The sequence below is a fragment of the Myxococcus sp. MH1 genome (assembly GCF_059738865.1).
Genome location: NZ_AP026947.1, coordinates 2,450,889 through 2,468,486, shown reverse-complemented (window position 1 = coordinate 2,468,486; position 17,598 = coordinate 2,450,889). Strand labels below are relative to the sequence as shown.

Below are 17,598 nucleotides of genomic sequence, written 5' to 3'. Positions count from 1 at the left end.
CCGAATGAGGACCGGAACTGTCCTAGTTCGTCCGTACCGTGGGGCCTTCTTCTTCCGGAAGGCCCGATGCGACTGCCCCTCCTCGTTCTCTGCGGGTCCCTGACGTGGACGGCCCACGCGCTCCCGCGGGCCTCCGGTGCTGGAGTCACGCCCGTGAAACCGTCGTCGGACGAATGCTGCGCCGTGCTGGAGCTGAGGCAGTACACGCTGCGCGAGGGACAGCGGGACGTGCTCGTCTCGCTGTTCGAGCGGGAGTTCATCGAGAGCCAGGAGGAGCGAGGCGCCCGGCTCGTCGGTCAGTTCCTTGACGCGGCGAGGTCCGAGCGCTTCGTGTGGCTGCGCGGCTTTTCGGACATGGTGGCGCGCGAGGCGGTGCTGAGGTCCTTCTATGGCAGCCCGGTGTGGAAGGCGCACCGGGAGGCCGCGAACGCGACGATGCTGGACTCGTCGAACGTGCTCCTGTTGAGGCCGCTCCCGGGTCGACGGGGGTTCCCCGCGTCGTCCCAGGCGCGCCCGGGAGTGGAGGCGCGCGAGCTGCCCGGCTCACTCATCGTGGCGACGCTTCTCCACCGCGACGCGCCCGTGGACGCGGCGTTCGTGGAGTACGTCGAGGGGAAGCTGGTGCCGGAGCTGACGAAGGCGGGGGCCACGCCCCTGGCGGTGTTCCAGAGCGAGCACGCGACGAACACCTTCCCCGCGCTGCCCGTGCGCGAGGGAGAGCACGTGGTCGTCTACTTCACGCGGTTCGCGAGTCGGGAGGCGTACCGCGCGCACGTGGAGCGGCTGGAGGGCTCACTCGGCTGGAAGGAGACGGTGCGCCCCGGGCTGCGCGCGAAGCTGAAGGCGGAGCCGGAGACGTTGCAGTTGGAGCCCACGGCCCGCTCACGGCTCAGGTGAGCGGACCGGAGGGCGGTGCGGCGACTACTGCGCGCAGTAGACGGCGCGCTCGAACTTGCCCGTCACGTCGACGATGGAGCCGGAGCGGACCACGTACTCGCTGGCGCCGACGTGCGTGTCGGCGTTGCACCAGTCATACGTGTAGCCCAGGCCGGTCCACGGGTACTGCGTGCGCTGCCAGAAGCCGTAGCTGGAGGCGAAGTACGCGTTCATCCAGTTCTTGTGCTCGTTGGTGGCGGACTCGGGGAACTGCAGGCCGCAGCTGCCGTCGTCGATCTCCGAGTCCGGGCAGGGGCGGAACATGTCCGAGGGCTTCACCCACAGCTCGACGATGTAGCGCCCGTTGTCGCTCTCGCCTGCGGGGGGCAGGCCCAGGTACTGGTTGACGCGCGCCACCAGCTTGACCTGGGGCACCGTCTTGCAGAACGTCTGCAGCTGCGGCGCGGGGGTGACCCACACCTCGCGGGTCAGCGTATTCTGGCCCACCGTGTAACCCTGGAACGTGGTCCAGATGGCCATGCGCACGGCCGTCTTGTCCTCGTTCCAGACGAGCTTCGTGTTGGACGGGCTGATGGCCCACAGGTCCGTGGAGATGTCGGCGCTCGTCGGCTCCGCCGCGTTGCGCACGGCCTCGGCGTAGGTGGAGGCGTCACACGCCAGGGGCCCGGGCGGCTCGGGAGTGTTGTCGTCGTCGTCGCCACAGGCGGTCAGGGACAGGAGGGCCGCCATGGCGGCGAGGCTTCGCAGGGTGCGCGGAAAGACACTGAACATCATTCGTCTCCAACTGGGAGTCACAGGTTTCCTGGAAGTGTAGTGGAACCTGGGATTCAGAGCACCCTGGAAGGCCGCGAAAGTACGGGGCCAGGCAGACCTCTGCTCCTCTCACGTTCCCGATGAGGCCTCGTCGGTACGACCTGCGTCAGGTGTGTCCGGCAAAGTGCCCGAGGAGGCTGTGGTTCTGCCCGCCGAGCCGTTTGCGGTGACCTCCGCTTCGCATCTGGCCCGAGCAGCTTCGTTCTTGGCGGCTATCGCCTCGTTCTTGGCATCGGAGGCTTCAGCTTTCGCATCTCCTGCCAGGCCCTTCGCGGCGGCAGCCTCATTCTTGGCCTGGGTGGCTTCCTCCTTCGATTCGAGCGCTGCGTGCTTGGCGGCGGTCGCTTCAGTCCTGGCGTGGGCTGCCTCGACCTTCGCATCTCCCGCCAGGCCCTTCGCGGCGGTCGCCTCGACCTTCGCGGCGGTCGCCTCGACCTTCGCTTGAGTCGACTCATTCCTCGACTCCACTGCTGCGTTCTTCGCAGCCGTCGCCTCGCTCCTTGCCTCACCTGCCACGTTCTTCGCGGCTATCGCCTCACTCGTCGCACTGCGGGCCTGGGATTGAGCATCACCTGCCGCCTTCGTCGCTCGCCGGGCTTCTTCATACGCCTTGCCTGCCTCCAGTTCTCCAGCGGCGGCATGCTTGTCAGAACTTCGAGCCAGACTTTCGATTGTTCCCAACTGAGCTGGCAGCCCCTTCGCCATGCCCTCAAGCTTCAATGCCGTATCTTGAAGACTCAGGTAGACCGAATACATCAACATCCCAGGAGCCGCATCACTCTCCCTGATCTGCTTCGCGACCCCCCGGATTTCCTCCCTGAGCGTTTTATCTCCCTCGGGATAGCGAGCGGAGAGCGCCTCCAGCTTCTTCGCTACTGTTTCCCCAGCCTTCAAGTTCTGGCGCGCATCGTCATGGCGTTCACGGACAGTAATTCCAAGCCCCAGAATCACCACACACTGAGCGACAATCCTCACCTTGCCACGCTCCGACTTACGATCCTTGAGGTCAAGCACCTCTTCAATGATCGCAAGAAGCGTTGCCACGAACGCAACTCCGAACGAAATCCACTCTGTCATACACGCCTCTGAAAAGAAGACACCCCTGGCACCGGAAGCGACACATGGAGCCGCATCGACATCACGCCGGCAGCAGTGCGCCCGACAGCACCGACGGGCGCACTGCCCCCAGGACATGGAGACACGTCCCCCATGTCCGTGGACTCAACGAACACAACCCACCGCTTGCCTTGAAGTAATGTCAGCCCTGGCCCGAGCTCATCGGCTCGAATGGCTCAAGATGACCTGCCTGCTGGGTGGCGCCACCGTGGGCTCCCACCGGTACAGCGCGACTCCGCGCATCTGATTCGAGCTGATTGCAATCAATCGGCGCGCAGCAAGCATCGTGAGCTGCCGCCCGCTCTTCTGTGAGCGTTCCTCGACAATGGCTCCATGCATGTCATGGAACCCAGCCGGGACATACCCCTCGGGGAGCAACGCCAGACCCGCCTGGATTTCCTCCTGGAGGCTGTCATCCATGAGCCCAAACCGAAGGACTCCCTGTGCCGGCTCCGTCAATTGTGACGCGGAGCGCAGGTAGGCGCTCGCAACCGCTTCACGAAATCCCTGGGGGCCGAAATCAAAGCTGGAGAGCGTCGCGATGGTCCCCCAGACGGTGCGCTGCTTGCCATTCTTCGACAGGCCCGCCTGGAGCCCTTGCAGGACATGCCGGCCCTCGACTCCCACCGCCGTATCGCAACCCAACAGCCTCAGCTCGGCGGTATCGGCGAGGAATCCATCGAGCGCCAGCAAGTGTTTCCAGCTCGCTTCATCGGGCGTCACGATGTCTTCGCCCGAGTCCCCGAGCGTCAGCGTCCCTGGCTGCCCATGACCAAAGATGTCCAGCCGGCTCAGTTTCGCCCGGGCGAAGCTGACCGCCTCCTTCACGACATGCTGAAGCTTCTCCACCTTCTGACAGCGCTCGAACCTGCGCCGGGCATCCCGCACTTCATCCACGAGGAAGACGGCCCGTTCGACCTCCCAGTCGAGGGTCGAGGCATACGCAATGATGGTCAAGTGCATGGCATCTCCCTCACCCTTCGTCCTGCAGGGCCGCCAGCGACGCCAGCAGCAGGGACACGGAGCGCAGCATCTCGTCGCGGACCGCGTTCCCCCGACGCTGCAGCCTGTCGGTGCCGAAGGGCCACTTTCCCTTCCCATCCGAGTAGGCGTCCAGGTTCGTGACCTGCTGACCCCTGAGGTACGCTTCCGACAGCAGCAGGTATCCGAACTGGCCCACCTGTGCGAACACCGCCGTCGACGGCAGCCCCGGCCACACGTCCGCGGGGTTCCCGAGGTCGACCGTCAACCCCACATACGTGGGAGAGGCTCCGTCGAGCGCCATCAAGTCGAACGTGAAGGCATTCGGAATCGTGCTCTTCACCTGGACCTTGTAGGCCCGGTACCCCTTCGAGGGGAACTTCTCGACGGTGGGCATCCACCAGTTCCTCAAATCCTGCACCGAGTTCTGAGGCGTCTGGGTGGAGTCATCGTAGAACGGCGTCGGGGGCATGGGGCACTCCGGGACTGCGGGTGGGACTTCAACTGTCTGCTTATTTGGATTCCCGTGTCAGACTGAAAGCCTTCATCAGGTTGTAGACATGCTGGCGTGTCAGGTCGAGCCGCCGGGCCACATCCGTGACACACCAATCCACGCACTCCAGCTCGCGGCGCAGCAGGTCTCGTTGGAAGCGGCGTGTTGCTTCATGGAATGAAATGATTCCGGCCGGTGAAACGGCTGCCGACTCGAACAGGTGGCGTGGCTCCAGGAACGTCGCGGCCTCGGCGCTGGCACGGATGAGCGCGGCCTCCAGACGGTGCCGGAGCTGACGGATGTTCCCGGGCCATTCCGCCGTCTCGCAGGCGGCGAAGCACGCGGGAGAGGGGCTCAATCTCGGCAAGCCATTCTCCTCGGCCAGCCGCGCGAGCAGTGCCTCAACCAAGGGGGCGATGTCCTCTCGCCGCTCGGCCAGTGAGGGCATCCGGACAGGCAGGACATTGAGCCGGTAGAAGAGGTCCTCGCGGAAGCGCCGCTCGCGGACGAGCTGCTCCAGGTTGGCGTTGCTCGCGGCCACCAGGCGGACATTCGCCTTGAAGGGCTTGGGACTGGCCAGCGGGAAGTACTGTCGGGACTGGAGCAGCTGGAGCAGCTTGGCCTGCGCGGCCAGCGGAATCTCCGCGATTTCATCCAGGAAGAGCGTCCCGCCCTCCGCCGCCTCCACCTTTCCGATGGTCCGGCGCGCCCCAGGGAAGGCCCCGGGAAAGGCCCCGAAGAACTCGCTCTCGAAGAGCCCTTCCGGAACCGCCGCGCAGTTGAGCTCCACGAAGGGCGCCAGCCTGCGCTTGCTGTTGACGTGGAGCGCCTGCGCCAGCTGGGTCTTCCCCGTCCCCGATGGGCCGCTGATCATCACCGTCACGTCGAGCGGTGCGGCGACGGCGAGCTGCGCGAACACCTGTGCGATCCCCGGGCTCCGCCCGACGATGTCCTCCAGTTGGAAGCGTTGCCGGTAGGGGTGGGTCGGGTCATCCCCACGCCCCTTGTTCTGGAGCAGGGCCCGCTCGGCGGCCGTGCCCAGGAAGTGGGCCACGGACTCCACGAGCATCACCAACTCTTCGGAGAAGGGCCCCGCACCGCGCTTTCCCTCGAGATAGAGGACGCCCGGCAGTCGTCCCGCCAGGGGCACGCAGAGCACCGCCTCCAATCGCTGGGACTTGACGCTGGCGGAGCCGGAGAAGCGTGCGTCCAGCAGTGCGTGCGCCGTGTGCACGGACTTGCCAGCGGCGATGGCCGACGCGACGATTCCGCGAGAGGTCAGCTCGCGAATCTCCTCGCGCTCCAGCTCCGAACAACCATGGAAGAGCGACCACTCCCGACGCTCGACCGAGCCATCTCCATACAGTTCGAGCCCCGCACGTTGCGCGTCGGCCAGCTCGACCAGATAGGTCAGGACATCCTGAAGGGGTTGGAGGGGATTGGGTGCATCCATGACGCGAAGCACCGCGAGATACAAATCTCGCTCACGGGCAATGCGAGCCTCGGGGGTGACCATGTCAGTCACGATACCACCCGTTCGAAGCACGGCAATGCTGGCGAGCCAGAGGGAGCGCATGGGCTCGGACAGTCATTGCAGGGACCACGCCACGTCCCGCCCAGGGAGGACACTGGCGTCGCATCCGCACGGTGCGTCCACGGCGTTTGACGGGAACGAGAGGCGTTGTCCACGGAAGTTGACAGACATGTCGCCCGGCCGTTTCACATACGTCTGCATCAACCATCCGCGTGTCAAGGCATGGTGATTGCTCTCACGGTGACGTGGGCCCCGCAGGATGCCGAGCATCGGGGCCCTCCACCGAGGAACCCATGTCACGACTCAAGAAGATGCCCATCACCCCCGTGTCCTCCCTGTCCTCCTCCACCAGCGAGCAGGAGGACTCCCTCTTCTCGCCGCGTCAACCCCATCACAACCTGCGCGAGCTGACGATGGACGCTCGCGACGCGGCGCTGGATGGCGACCCGGGCCCGATGGAACCCACGAGCTATCAGACGCTGTTCAGTCGACTGTCCGCCGCGCGCGATACCCTTCCCGCCGCCTACCGGGACACCTTCTACCAGCCGCTCCTCAACAAGGTGGCGGAGCTGGGCCCTGCCCGGTTCGCGCAGTTGCTCCACCAGGACCCGAGGCGGGAGGGGAGCGCGGGACTCCTGCTGGACGCGGCACACGCGGTCCTCCAGAACGCGGAGCGCTACGAGCCTGTGGCGACGGATGCATTCCAGGAGGTCGTCAGCGACCTGGTCGATGGCTTCCTCAGCGCCGAGGACCGCAGGGGGGTCCTCCCTCCGGACCTGGGTGTGCTGCCGCCGCTGGTGAAGTGGGGCAACCCGGACTTCGGCCCCTACACCTGGCCCGTGGATGCCACCTCGAGCGTGCTCGGGATACAGGCGGGCATCGTCAGCCTTCCACCGGCCCATGCGCGGCGAGGGCTGTTGGGCTGGGCCGCGCTGCCTCACGAGGCGGCGGGACACGACATCCTCAACGCGGATTCGGGGTTGACGGCGGAGCTCTCCAACGCCGTGTATGACCAGCTCAAGAGCAGCTTCCCCTCGCTCGCGACCTACTGGGCGGACCGCATCGACGAGTCGGCCGCGGATGTGCTCGGCATCCTCAACATGGGCCCCACGGCGGGCCTGGGCCTGGTGGGCTACTTCCGAGGGCTCAACGCGGCCTGGGGAGGTGGCCCGGTCCTTCGGCGCGATGGCCCCTCCGAAGACACCCATCCCGCGGACGTCCTGCGGGGCTACCTGGCGGCGGCGACCGTCCAGAAGCTCCGTTTCGCGACCGGGACGGCCTGGGGCGAGCTCATCGAGCGGGAGGTGGATACGGACCTGAACGGGAGGAAGCTCGACCTCGAAGGGGCTTCCGTGACGCGTGAGCTGGCCAAGAGCTCCGCGGATGCCGTCGCCCAGGTCCTCGTCACCTACCGTCCCGCCGCGCTCGAGGGGCATGCGTTGGGGCAGATCCAGAACTGGCGGGACGAGGACGAGGCGCGCGTCAATCGTCTCGCCAGGGGACTGGCGCGCGGCCCGGTGGAGCTCGCCGGGGAGCTGGCAGAGGGGACGTACGCCGCGCACCTCGTCGCGGCGGCGGTGGTCGCCGGCCTGACGCCCGACGCCGACATCCCGTCGGTCCACTCGCGCATGATTCGTCAGCTCAAGCAGATGCACGACGCCAACCCGATGTGGAGCGCCCTCGCCGTCCCCTTCCGAGGCAGCATGGCGCGACACCGAATCTACCGTCCGCTCCAGAAGCACGCGTAAGCCGCGACTCATCGTCGCCGCCCTCGTTCCACACAGCGCATCCCAATGCCGAATTCAAAGCTGCGGGGTGACTTGTGATTGGCCCAGACGAGCCAGTGGTGCTGCGCCTCCGGGGGAGCGTCCCACCGCCCCCCGGCGACCATGCGGTAGCCCGGGAAGTCCCCTTCCGTCGCATCGGTCGCGGTCCACTCCGCCACGTTGCCCGCGAGGTCGACCATGCCGTAAGGGCCCAGGTCCTCTGGGAACGACCCCACGGGCGCGAGCGTCGGAAACACATCCTCGCCATTCAGGTTGGCCGGCGGCACACGCCTGTCATCACCCCACACCGTCTGTCGCCGGGGCATGGGATTGGGCACACGCCCGTCCGCGTCCAGGAACTCACCGCCGCGCCCTGCCTTCGACCACTCCTCATACGTGGGCAACGCCTTGCCCAGGAAATGGCAGAACGCCTCGGCCACCTCCGCGTCGATGGCCGAGACGGGGCGGGACGCCTCCGCCGCATGGGCATACTTCGGATGCTTCGGGGGCGCCTCCCGCTGGCCGCCGACCCGGGGAAGGATGTGCTCCTCGAAGAGCTGGAACTGCGCGTTCGTCACCTCCGTCCGGTCCATCGAGAACGCGTCGACGTGGACCCGGACCTCCTGCTCGGGCCTCACCTCCGGACGCCAGTACCACCCCGCCGGAACGGGCACCTGCCCGGCCCGCGACGCGGCGCACGTGGGCACCGGCAGCCTCAGCGCCTCGCGCCGAGCCCGCTGCGCATACCCCGGCAATCGCAGCAGCCGCACCCGAGAGGGCGGACATGCCCCACGCCACACCGTGAGCCACGCCGCCCTCGAGGGCGCCTGCACCCGCTCCCGCCAGGCCCCCTCCCCATCCACCTGTCCCGGATGGCGCGTCAGCCGCGTGTCGTCATACGCGGGCCCCTCGCCTCCAGCCTCAGCGGGCGCGAGGCTCCACCGGAGCGGCTCGGTGACGGGCACCCGCGTCCACGCGAGCGCGCCCGCGTCGTAGTCGAAGAGCTCCAGCACGAGGTCGAAGTCCCCCTGGTCCAGGGACATCAGCTCCATCTCCCGCTGCCGCCGCGTCGCCTCCCGCTGGCTCTGCTGGAACGCGAGCACCACCGCCGTCCCGATGCCCGTCGCGAGCACCAGCAACAACCCTCCCGCGACGAACCCCAGCCGCCGTCTGCGCAGCCGCCCCTGCTCGCGCCGCCTCCCCGCCTCCAAGAACGCCCGGGAGCGACTCACCAACGGCACCTGCCCCTCCGACAGACGACGCAACGCCTGGTCCAGCGCGCTCCCGCCCCACGTCTCCTCGTCCCTGCGCCCCCGCCGGTCCCACAGCTCCGAGGCCTGGTCGATTTCGCTGACCAGCTGATGCTCGTCCCGCGACTCCTGCCGCCAGCGCGCCAGCTCCGGCCACGCCGTGGCCAGCGCCTCGTGCGCCAGCTCCACCAGCGCCCCGTCCGTCTTCACGTCCCGCGAGGCCACCACCAGCCGGTGTGACAGCAGCGCGTCCAACACCGGCTTCGCCCCCGCCCCCAGCGTCTCCAACAGCTCCTCGCGCAGCCGGGGCCTCCGGGTCCCCTCGGGCGTGAGCAGCTCCAGCAGCAACAGGCGCGCCGTGTGGATGTCCCGCGCCGACAGCTGCCCGAGCAGCTGCCGCCCCTGCGCCGCCAGCGCCCCCGCCACGCCGCCCAGCTCCTCGTAGACGCTCGTCCGCAGCAGCCGGGGCCCCCGCGCCCTGCGCTCCCAGAGCGCCGCGCACGTGGCCTGCAGGAGCGGCAGCCCCACCGGCTGGGCCCGGACATCCGCGACGATGCGCTCGACGAGCCCCTCCTCCAGCGCATACCCCACGCGCCGCAGCGGCCCGGTGACGGCCTCGGCCAGGGCCCCGGGCGACAACGGCCCCACCACGAAGGCATGGCCAAGGAATGCCCCCAGGTGCTCCACGCGCGCGAAGTGCCCCAGGTAGTCGTCGCGGAGCACCACCAGCACCCGCCACCCGATGCCCGCCGAGGCCACCGCGGCGAGACACCGCGCCAGCGCCACCGCGTCCTCCGGCGCCCCCAGCGTGAAGACCTCCTCGAACGCATCCACCGCCAGGAGCGCGGGCCCGGGAGCACGCGCCTGCAGCAGCCCCACGAGCGCCCCCGGAGTCACGGACAACGTCTCGGCCAGCTCCCGCTTCAGCCCGAGCACCTCCACCAGCCTCGCGAGCGGACGCGCGCCCGGGCGCAGCGACACCACCTCCCAGCGCGCCATCTGCCGCAGCCGGGGCACCACGCCCGCGTGCAACAGCGAGCTCTTGCCGATGCCGGACGGCCCCACCAGCACCACGGGCGCGTCCTGACGCAGCCGCTCGACGAGCGCCCCCACCTCCATCTCCCGTCCCGAGAAGTCCTCCGCCTCGTCCTCGGCGAACGAGCGCAGCCCATGGAACGGCGCCCTCGCGCCCTCCTCCCCTTCCCCCGGCGCGGCGCGCACCGGCTCCAGCCATTGCGTGAGGGCCTGCTCCAGGGCCCGCGCCGTGGGCCGCGCCTCGGGCACGAGCGCCAGGCAATCCTTGAAGAGCGAGGCCCCGTGCAGATGCGGCGCCGGCCCCGGGAGCGGACGCGGCTGGAACGCGAACGACGCCAGGTGCGCGTCCTCCACCGGCCGCTTCCCCTCCAGCAGCTCGTGCAGAATCACCCCCAGCGACCACACATCCATCGCCGGCGACGGAGGCGCGCCCCGCCAGCGCTCGGGGGACATGTACGCGGGCGTCCCCGAGGCGGCCTGCGCGGTGGTACCCGCGTGCCGGGCGAGCCCGAAGTCCACCACGCGCAGGCGCCCATCCCTCGGCAGGAAGACGTTCTCCGGCTTGAGGTCCGCGTGGATGATGTCGTGGCGATGCGCCTCCGCGAGCGCGTCCGCGATGGCCCGCCCGATTCGCAGCACCTCCCCGGGCGACAGCCGCTCGCGCGACATCCGCTCCCGCAGCGTCTGCCCCTCCAGGTACTCCAGCGCGAGGTAGGGCTGCCCCTTGAACACGCCCGCGGCGTGCACCGTGACGATGTGGGGGTGGTTGAAGCGGGCCGTGGTGCGCGCCTCCTCCAACATCCGCTCCGCGCCAGGAGGACCGAGCAGCTCCGGCCGCAGGAGCTTGAGCGCGACGTGGCGCCCCAAGGACAGGTCCTGCGCCAGGTAGACACGCCCCGACGCGCCCTCGCCGAGCAGCCGCAGCACCCGGAAGCCCTCCAAGAGACAACCCGTGGAGAGCAAATCATCGGTCGCCTCGGGCGACGCGCCCAAGCCCCACTTGCTCATGTCCGCCCCACCCCCAGCGATTCCTCATGTGTCCCGGTCGCGGCTCGCCCGAGGATGCTAGGGCCAACCGGCCGACAGGCGCCATGACCACCCGGGCCCACCCAGGCCGGGACGCCATGGGCAAGCCGGGTCCGAATCACCACCCCTGGAGCCGACAGAGCGCGGCTGAAATCCCAGACGAGGGGCGCCTGCTGTAAGGGATTGACGCCATTCATTGTCCCAGTCGCCGCGTGAATGTCGTCTCACGGCCGCCGTCTGGGACTGGGGGCGGGGTTTGCTGCCGGGGGCTCTTCACCCAGCTTGCCTCACGTGGCCCGTCCATCTCGGACCGCCACCGGGGCCCATGGCCCGTGCGACGCCGCTGCTGAGCGCGGTGCCCGACATGCCCCGAGAGGAGAATACATGAAACGCTGGGTGGGATGGATGGCCATGGCCGTGGTGCTGCTGTCGGCCTGGGAGACACACGCGCAGGCGCCGAGGGCGGAGGTCCCCCAGGAGCAGGGGCTGGCCATCACGAGCTGGATATACCTGGATGGCATGGTGGCGCCGTGGCAGGACTTCTCCTGGGCGCAACACTCGCTGACGAACACCTCGCCCGTCTCCGGAGGACGACACTCCATCTCCGTGACGATGCGAGCGAATGAAGGCCTGTTCTTCCAGACGGAGCCCCGGGTGGTGGCGGCCACCGACACCCTGGTCCTGCGCGTGCACGGCGGCACGGGCGGAGAGTCCGCGGCGGTGCAGGTGCGCGCCTTCCAGGAGAACGTGCTCACGCCGGGCACGCCCCTGGGCGCCCGCTGCACCGGGGGCCGCATCCGCGCCAACACCTGGGTGACGTGCCGGGTGCCGCTGTCGGCCCTGCTCTCCATCGGCTCGCGCATGAAGGGCCTGGTGCTCCAGGAGACGCGCGGAGTGGCGCTGCCCACGCTCTACTTCGACGAGGTGCGCCTGGAGGACTCGGACGGGCCCGCGCCCGTGCAGGTCAGCGTCTCGCCGCCCGCCGTCACCCTGCCCCCAGGCGGCACCAGCACCTTCGTCGCCACGGTGACGGGCACCACCAACACCCAGGTGCTCTGGAGCGTGCGCGAGGGCAGCGCCGGCGGCGCCGTCACCCAGGCGGGCGTCTACACCGCGCCCGCCACGCCCGGGACGTACCACGTGGTGGCCCAGAGCCTCGCGGACCCCAGCCGGTCCGCCGAGGCCACCGTCACCGTCAGCGCCGCGCCCGGCGGCGGGCTGTGGGTGTCTGGCTATTACACCGGCTGGAACGCGGACCTGTACCCCCCGGAGAAGGTGGACTTCAGCGCCCTGACGCACATCCTGGTCGGCCGCGTCACGCCCAACCCCGACGGCACGGTGAACACCCAGTTCGACAACGACAACGGGCCGGCCATCGCCCGCACGCTGTCCACGCGGGCGCACGCCGCGGGCCGCAAGGCGCTCATCATGGTGGGCGGCTCCGGAGAGCACGACGGCTGGGTGGGCGCCGCCTCCAATGCCAACCGCGCCCGCTTCGTCAGCAACCTCCTCGCCGCCATGGACAGCTTCGGCTACGACGGCCTGGACATCGACTGGGAGCCCATCGAGCCGGAGGACAAGCCCAACCTGCTGGCACTGGTGCGGGAGCTGCGCGCGGCGCGGCCCAACATGCTGATGACCATCCCCATCAACTGGGTGAACGCCAACTTCCCCGAGGACGCGGACCCGTGGTTCACCAACCTGGTGCCCTACATGGACCAGATGAATGTCATGACGTACGAGATGACCGGCCCGTGGGGCGGTTGGGATTCGTGGTACAGCTCCGCGCTGACGGGCGAGTCCGGCACGCATCCGACGTCGGTGTCCTCCAGCCTCAACGCCTGGGTGGCGGCGGGGCTGCCCAAGGCGAAGCTGGGCATGGGCATGCCCTTCTACGGCATGGCCTGGCGCAACATCACCGGCCCCTACCAGCCCTACACCGACTGGTCCGACTACGTGGGCAGCGACAACGACTTCACCTACGCGCGCATCCTCCAGCTGTCCGCCAGCGGCACCTACCGCTGGGACGCGGCGGCCCAGTCCAGCTACGTCACCTTCACCCGCCCCGTGGTGGACGGCACCGTGCGGTGGATTTCGTATGACTCGCCGCAGGCCATCGCCGCCAAGGGAGCGTGGGCCCGCGCCAACGGCTTCGGCGGCACCATCATCTGGACCCTCAACCAGGGCTGCACCAATCCCTCCACCGGCGCCAATCCTCCCCTGGATGCCGTGAAGGAAGCCTTCCAGCCCTGAGTCCCCGTGGGGCCCGGGAGGGAAAGCGGCGGGCCCGAGAGGGAAACCCGCCCACCCTCCGGGCCCGCACACCCGGGCGACCCGAGGCGCGCCCGGGGTTCCCTCGCCCCGGCGGACGACAGGCGGTGGAAAGTCCGCGGCCCCGCGGGGCCGGCAGTGCCATGCACTCCACGCCGCGAGCGTGAAGTGCGAGGCGCCCCACGCCTGGCCGCCTTGGCGCCACGGGCGTTGGCGCCCAGTCTGCAATGGCCAGACGCCACGGAAGGGATTCCCCCGTCCGCCGCTGGAGCCATTCACATGAAAGCCATTCAAGGCACCCTCGCCGCCGCCACCGCCGCCGCGGCCCTCTTCACCGCCACGAGCGCCGACGCCGCCACGGCCACCGCCAACCTCACCGTGACGGCCACCGTCGCGTCCGCGTGCACCATCAACTCCGGCACGCTCAACTTCGGCAACTACGACCCGGTGGTCATCAACTCCGCGGGCGGCATCGACCTCTTGGGCACCGGCACCCTGACGGTGCAGTGCACCCTGCTGGGCACCGCCGTGGTGACGCTGGGCCAGGGCACCCACGCCGCCACGGGCTCGACGGACGCGGTGCCGCGCCGTCGCATGCGCAACACCAACTCCAATGACTACCTGGCCTATGACCTCTACCAGGACCTGGCGCGCCTGGTGGTGTGGGGCAACACCGCGGGCACGGGCCTGCCGTACATCGGCACGGGCCTGTCCACGCCGGTGATTGTCTACGGCACGGTGACGCGCGGGCAGGTCGTCCCGTCCGGCACGTACAACGACACCGTCGTCGCCACCATCACCTTCTGAGCCACCCGAGGCACCATGCATCCGCGTCTGTCTTCCTGGGCCCGCCACCTGCGCTGGTGGGCGTTGTGGCTCTTCGCGCTGCCCGTCCCGGGGCTCGCCGCCTCCGTCGAGGTCAACCCCGTGCGCCTGGAGCTCGTCGGCGGCGCCCGGGGGGTGGTGGTGACGGTGAAGAACCTGGGCGACGAGACCACGCGCTTCCAGGCGTCCATGCACACGTGGACCCAGGACGAGACCGGGCGCATGAGCCTCGAGCCGACGCAGGAGGTGTTCTTCTTCCCGTCGATGTTGACGTTGGAGCCGGGGGAGTCCCGCCCCATCCGGGTGGGCATCTCCTCGGCTCCCCGGGACACCGAGCGCACCTTCCGGCTCATCGTGGAGGAACTGCCACCCTTCGGCCCCGTGCCACCGAGCATGGGCCTGAAGATCCTCACCCGCGTCTCGGTGCCGGTGTTCGTCGCGCCCCAGCACAAGGACCTCCAGGCCCGCGTGGAGGAGGTGGACCTGCGCCAGTCGCGGTTCCACTTCCGGGTGAAGAACCCGGGCACCGTCAGCTTCTTCATCCGCCAGGCGCGCGTGCGCGGGCTGGATGAGAAGGGCCAGCGGCTGGTGGAGAAGGAGGAGCCCGGCTGGTACGTGCTGTCGGGCGGCTCGCGCGTCTTCGCCCTGGAGACGCCCGCGGCGCAGTGCCAGCGCATCCGCTCGCTGGAGGTGGAGGTGGAGACGGACCAGGGCGTGTTCCGCCAGTCCTCGCCCGTGAAGGCCTCCGTCCCCTGCGTGGCGCCCGCCGTCCCATGAGCCGTGCGACAGCGAGGTGTTCGTGGGCGGCGCTGGCGCTGATGCTGGCGCTGCACGGGGGCCGTGCGCGCGCGGTGGAGCCCGCCACCGTCCAGGCGCCCATCGTCGTCGGGCTGACGCTCAACGGTGTCCCCCGGGGCGATGCCTTCCCCATGCCACGGGGCGAGGACGTGCTGATGCCCGTCGAGGCGCTGGAGGCCGCGGGCGTCGACGTGGGGAGGCTGGGCGCGGGCGTGGAGCGCATCGAGGGACAGGACTACGTCTCGCTCCAGTCGCTGGGCGCGCGCTTCCACCTGGACGAGCGCACCACGGAGCTGGTGTGCGAGCTGCCCGCCTGGGCCTTCGCCACCACGCGGGTGAACCTGAGCCCCGCGGCGCCGCCCGGCTACGCGCTGACGGGCAGCCCCAGCGCGTTCGTCAACTACGCGGCCCATGCCCGCAACGCGCGCGTGTCGCTGTTCGGCGAGACGGGCGCGTCGCTGGGCCGCGTGCTCCTCACCACCCAGGCGCGCTGGAACCCCGGCACCACACCCCTGCGGGGGCTGAGCCAGCTCACCGTGGACTTCCCCGAGCACATGCTGCGCGCCATCGCCGGCGAGGCCACGGGCTACGGGGGCGTGCTGGGAGGCGGCGCGGTGGTGGCGGGCGCGCACGTGCTGCGCTCGTTCGAGCTCAACCCCTACTTCGTGCGCAACCCGGTGCAGGACCTGGCCGGAGACGTCACCACGCCGTCGACGCTGGAGGTGTACGTCAACAACCGCCTGGTGAGCCGCAGCGAGCTGCCGCCGGGCCCCTACCGGCTGGAGAACCTGGCCGTGCCGCGCGGCGAGGGCACCGCGCGCTACGTGGTGCGCGACGCCTTCGGCCGCACGCGCGAGGTCAGCGCCGCGTACTCGCTGGGCGCGCAGCTGCTCGCGCCGGGGGTGGCGGACTACCAGCTGTCGCTCGGCGTCGAGCGCGAGTCGCTGGCCACGGAGAGCTTCGACTACGGCCGGCCGCTGATGCTGGGCCACTTCCGGATGGGCGCCACGTCGTGGCTGACGCCGGGCGTGCGACTGGAGCTGTCACCGGACCTGGTCAGCACGGGCGCGGTGCAGTGGCTGCAGCTGCCGCTGGGGGAGCTGGAGGTGTCGCAGGCGCTGAGCGTCAGCGAGCGGCGCACGGGGCTCGCGGCCGGCCTGGGCTACTCGCTCCAGGGGCGGTGGGCGGGGGGCTCGCTCTTCACGCGGGCGCTCAGCCCCCACTACGCCAACGCGAGCCTGGCGCCAGGGGCGCACCCGAGGCTGGAGGCAGGGGGCTCGCTCTTCGTGGCGCTGGGCAGCCGCGTGAGCCTGGGGGGACAGGCCGCGGTGACGCGCTGGAAGGGCCGCGGGTGGACGACGTGGCTGGGCGCGTCCACGTCCGCCCAGGTGATGGACCGGGCCATGCTCTCCTTCTCGGCCAGCCGCAACCAGGAGTCCCGCGGCCCCTCGGCGCTGGAGGGCATGGTGCACCTGACGGCCATCCTGGATGCGAGGACCTCGGGCACGGTGGGTCACACGCAGGGACAGCGCGGCGGCGACACGGCGGTGGACCTGTCGCGGGGAATCCCGCTCGAGGGCGGCCTGGGCTTCCAGGTCCAGGCGCAGGCGGGGCGGCAGGACCGGGCGCTCGCGCGCGTCGAGTACGAGACGGACGTGGGCCGCTATGCGGGCGGCGCGGAGTGGCGCCAGGGCGTGCTGGTGGGCGCCGCCGAGGTGTCCGGCGGCCTGGTGGCCCTGGGCGGGCGCATCCACGCCACGCGCGCGGTGGACCAGGGCTACGCGCTGGTGCGCGTGGAGGGCGTGGAGGGCGTGGGCGTGCGGTTGGACAACCACCTCATCGGCCATACGGACTCGCGCGGTGAGCTGATGGTGACGCGGCTGCAGGCGTACGGCGCCAACCGGCTGTCGCTCACCGACGGGGACCTCCCCCTGGAGGTGTACGTGCGCACCACGGAGAAGCTGGTGGCGCCGTGGCGACGGGGCGGCGTGGTGCTCGACTTCCAGGTGGACTCGGTGCGCGCCTTCCGGGGCACGTTGGTGCTCGAGGGCGGACAGGCCACGCCCGCGCACGGCGAGCTCGAGCTCGTGGTGGACGGCCAGCGCTACAGCTCGCCCATCGGCTGGCATGGTGAGTTCGAACTGGTGGGAATCCCACCCGGACGCCACGTGGCACACGTCACCCACCCCGGTGGACGATGCGCCGCGACACTGGAGGTCCCATCCCTCGCGGGCCAGGTCATCGACCTGGGAACCGTGGGGTGTGTGGATGAGGCGTCGAAGTGAAGCCCTGGGAGCGGGGGCACTCGTGCTGGCGGGCCTGGGCCTGCTGGCGCCGGGACAGGCACGGGCGGCGTGCCAGATTCGCAGCGCGGTGGGGCTGAACTTCGCCAACTACACCCCCACCTCGCCGCTCCCGCTCGACACCGCGGGGAGCATCACCTACCAATGTCTGCTACAGCTCACGCCAATGACCATCGACCTGAGCGCGGGGGGCTCGAGCACCTACGCGAACCGGCGCATGCAGGGCCCCTCCTCCAGCACGCTCGCGTACAACCTCTACCTGGACGCGGCGCGGCTGCGCGTCTGGGGCAACGGCGTGTCGGGGACCTCGCGCTACGGGCCGGTCATCCCCCTACTCGCCATCGATGTCACCGTGCCCATCTACGGGCGCATCCCCGCGCAGCAGACCGTCCCGGCGGGCACCTACTCCGACACGCTCGTGATGACGATGACCTTCTGACGGGGACACCGCGCTCCCTCACTTCGGGTGCGAGCCGGCGCGGAGGTTGCG

General features: G+C 69.8%; 13 protein-coding genes. 7 read left to right on the top strand and 6 right to left on the bottom strand.

Translation table 11 applies throughout. From position 1 onward, the window contains the following. Positions 1–153 precede the first annotated feature (153 nt). Entirely contained in the window at positions 154–897 is a 744-nt protein-coding gene (locus AC6JA9_RS10190; RefSeq protein ID WP_497959587.1) for an NIPSNAP family protein, read from the top strand. 24 nt (positions 898–921) lie between these two features. Here AC6JA9_RS10190 and AC6JA9_RS10185 read toward each other — a convergent pair whose 3' ends face one another. From AC6JA9_RS10185 to AC6JA9_RS10165, 5 genes are all read right to left on the bottom strand, one after another. Further along, positions 922–1,668, bottom strand: a complete 747-nt coding sequence (locus AC6JA9_RS10185; protein WP_497959586.1) for a hypothetical protein — start codon at positions 1,666–1,668, stop codon at positions 922–924. Positions 1,669–1,779: 111 nt separating this feature from the next. Then, complete coding sequence (locus tag AC6JA9_RS10180) at positions 1,780–2,754, bottom strand: hypothetical protein (RefSeq protein WP_408891397.1); 975 nt, start codon at positions 2,752–2,754, stop codon at positions 1,780–1,782. A 231-nt stretch (positions 2,755–2,985) separates the two neighbouring features. Next, positions 2,986–3,789 (bottom strand): DUF4347 domain-containing protein, encoded by an 804-nt coding sequence (locus tag AC6JA9_RS10175; protein WP_497959585.1) that lies wholly within the window; start codon positions 3,787–3,789, stop codon positions 2,986–2,988. Positions 3,790–3,799: 10 nt separating this feature from the next. After that, a complete protein-coding gene (locus AC6JA9_RS10170) occupies positions 3,800–4,279 on the bottom strand; it encodes a hypothetical protein (protein ID WP_497959584.1) in 480 nt (159 codons plus the stop codon). 40 nt (positions 4,280–4,319) lie between these two features. Then, entirely contained in the window at positions 4,320–5,816 is a 1,497-nt protein-coding gene (locus AC6JA9_RS10165; protein WP_223748033.1) for a sigma-54-dependent Fis family transcriptional regulator, read from the bottom strand. Between the two features lie 311 nt (positions 5,817–6,127). Between AC6JA9_RS10165 and AC6JA9_RS10160 the strand changes: the two genes are divergently transcribed. Further along, the gene (locus AC6JA9_RS10160) at positions 6,128–7,582 is read left to right on the top strand and encodes a hypothetical protein (RefSeq protein ID WP_497959583.1); all 1,455 of its coding nucleotides are present in this window, start codon (positions 6,128–6,130) and stop codon (positions 7,580–7,582) included. Positions 7,583–7,590: 8 nt separating this feature from the next. On the opposite strand, the gene AC6JA9_RS10155 is transcribed toward AC6JA9_RS10160, so the two are convergent. Further along, positions 7,591–10,893 carry an nSTAND1 domain-containing NTPase gene (locus tag AC6JA9_RS10155; RefSeq protein ID WP_497959582.1) on the bottom strand — a complete coding sequence of 1,101 codons (3,303 nt, stop codon included), beginning with the start codon at positions 10,891–10,893 and terminating at the stop codon, positions 7,591–7,593. 402 nt (positions 10,894–11,295) lie between these two features. On the opposite strand from AC6JA9_RS10155, the gene AC6JA9_RS10150 reads away from it, so the two are divergent. From AC6JA9_RS10150 to AC6JA9_RS10130, 5 genes are all read left to right on the top strand, one after another. Beyond that, positions 11,296–13,164 (top strand): glycosyl hydrolase family 18 protein, encoded by a 1,869-nt coding sequence (locus tag AC6JA9_RS10150; protein ID WP_223747980.1) that lies wholly within the window; start codon positions 11,296–11,298, stop codon positions 13,162–13,164. Between the two features lie 297 nt (positions 13,165–13,461). Further along, positions 13,462–13,989 carry a fruiting body development fimbrial-like coat protein PRU gene (gene pru / locus AC6JA9_RS10145; protein WP_497959581.1) on the top strand — a complete coding sequence of 176 codons (528 nt, stop codon included), beginning with the start codon at positions 13,462–13,464 and terminating at the stop codon, positions 13,987–13,989. A 15-nt stretch (positions 13,990–14,004) separates the two neighbouring features. Continuing rightward, positions 14,005–14,784: a fimbrial biogenesis chaperone gene (locus AC6JA9_RS10140; protein ID WP_408891402.1), complete on the top strand. Its 780-nt coding sequence runs from the start codon at positions 14,005–14,007 to the stop codon at positions 14,782–14,784. Further along, positions 14,781–17,090 (top strand): fimbria/pilus outer membrane usher protein, encoded by a 2,310-nt coding sequence (locus tag AC6JA9_RS10135; protein ID WP_497959580.1) that lies wholly within the window; start codon positions 14,781–14,783, stop codon positions 17,088–17,090. Before AC6JA9_RS10140 ends, AC6JA9_RS10135 begins: the two co-directional genes overlap by 4 nt. Further along, complete coding sequence (locus tag AC6JA9_RS10130) at positions 17,074–17,547, top strand: Csu type fimbrial protein (RefSeq protein ID WP_426747684.1); 474 nt, start codon at positions 17,074–17,076, stop codon at positions 17,545–17,547. Before AC6JA9_RS10135 ends, AC6JA9_RS10130 begins: the two co-directional genes overlap by 17 nt. The last annotated feature ends 51 nt before the right edge of the window (positions 17,548–17,598 follow it).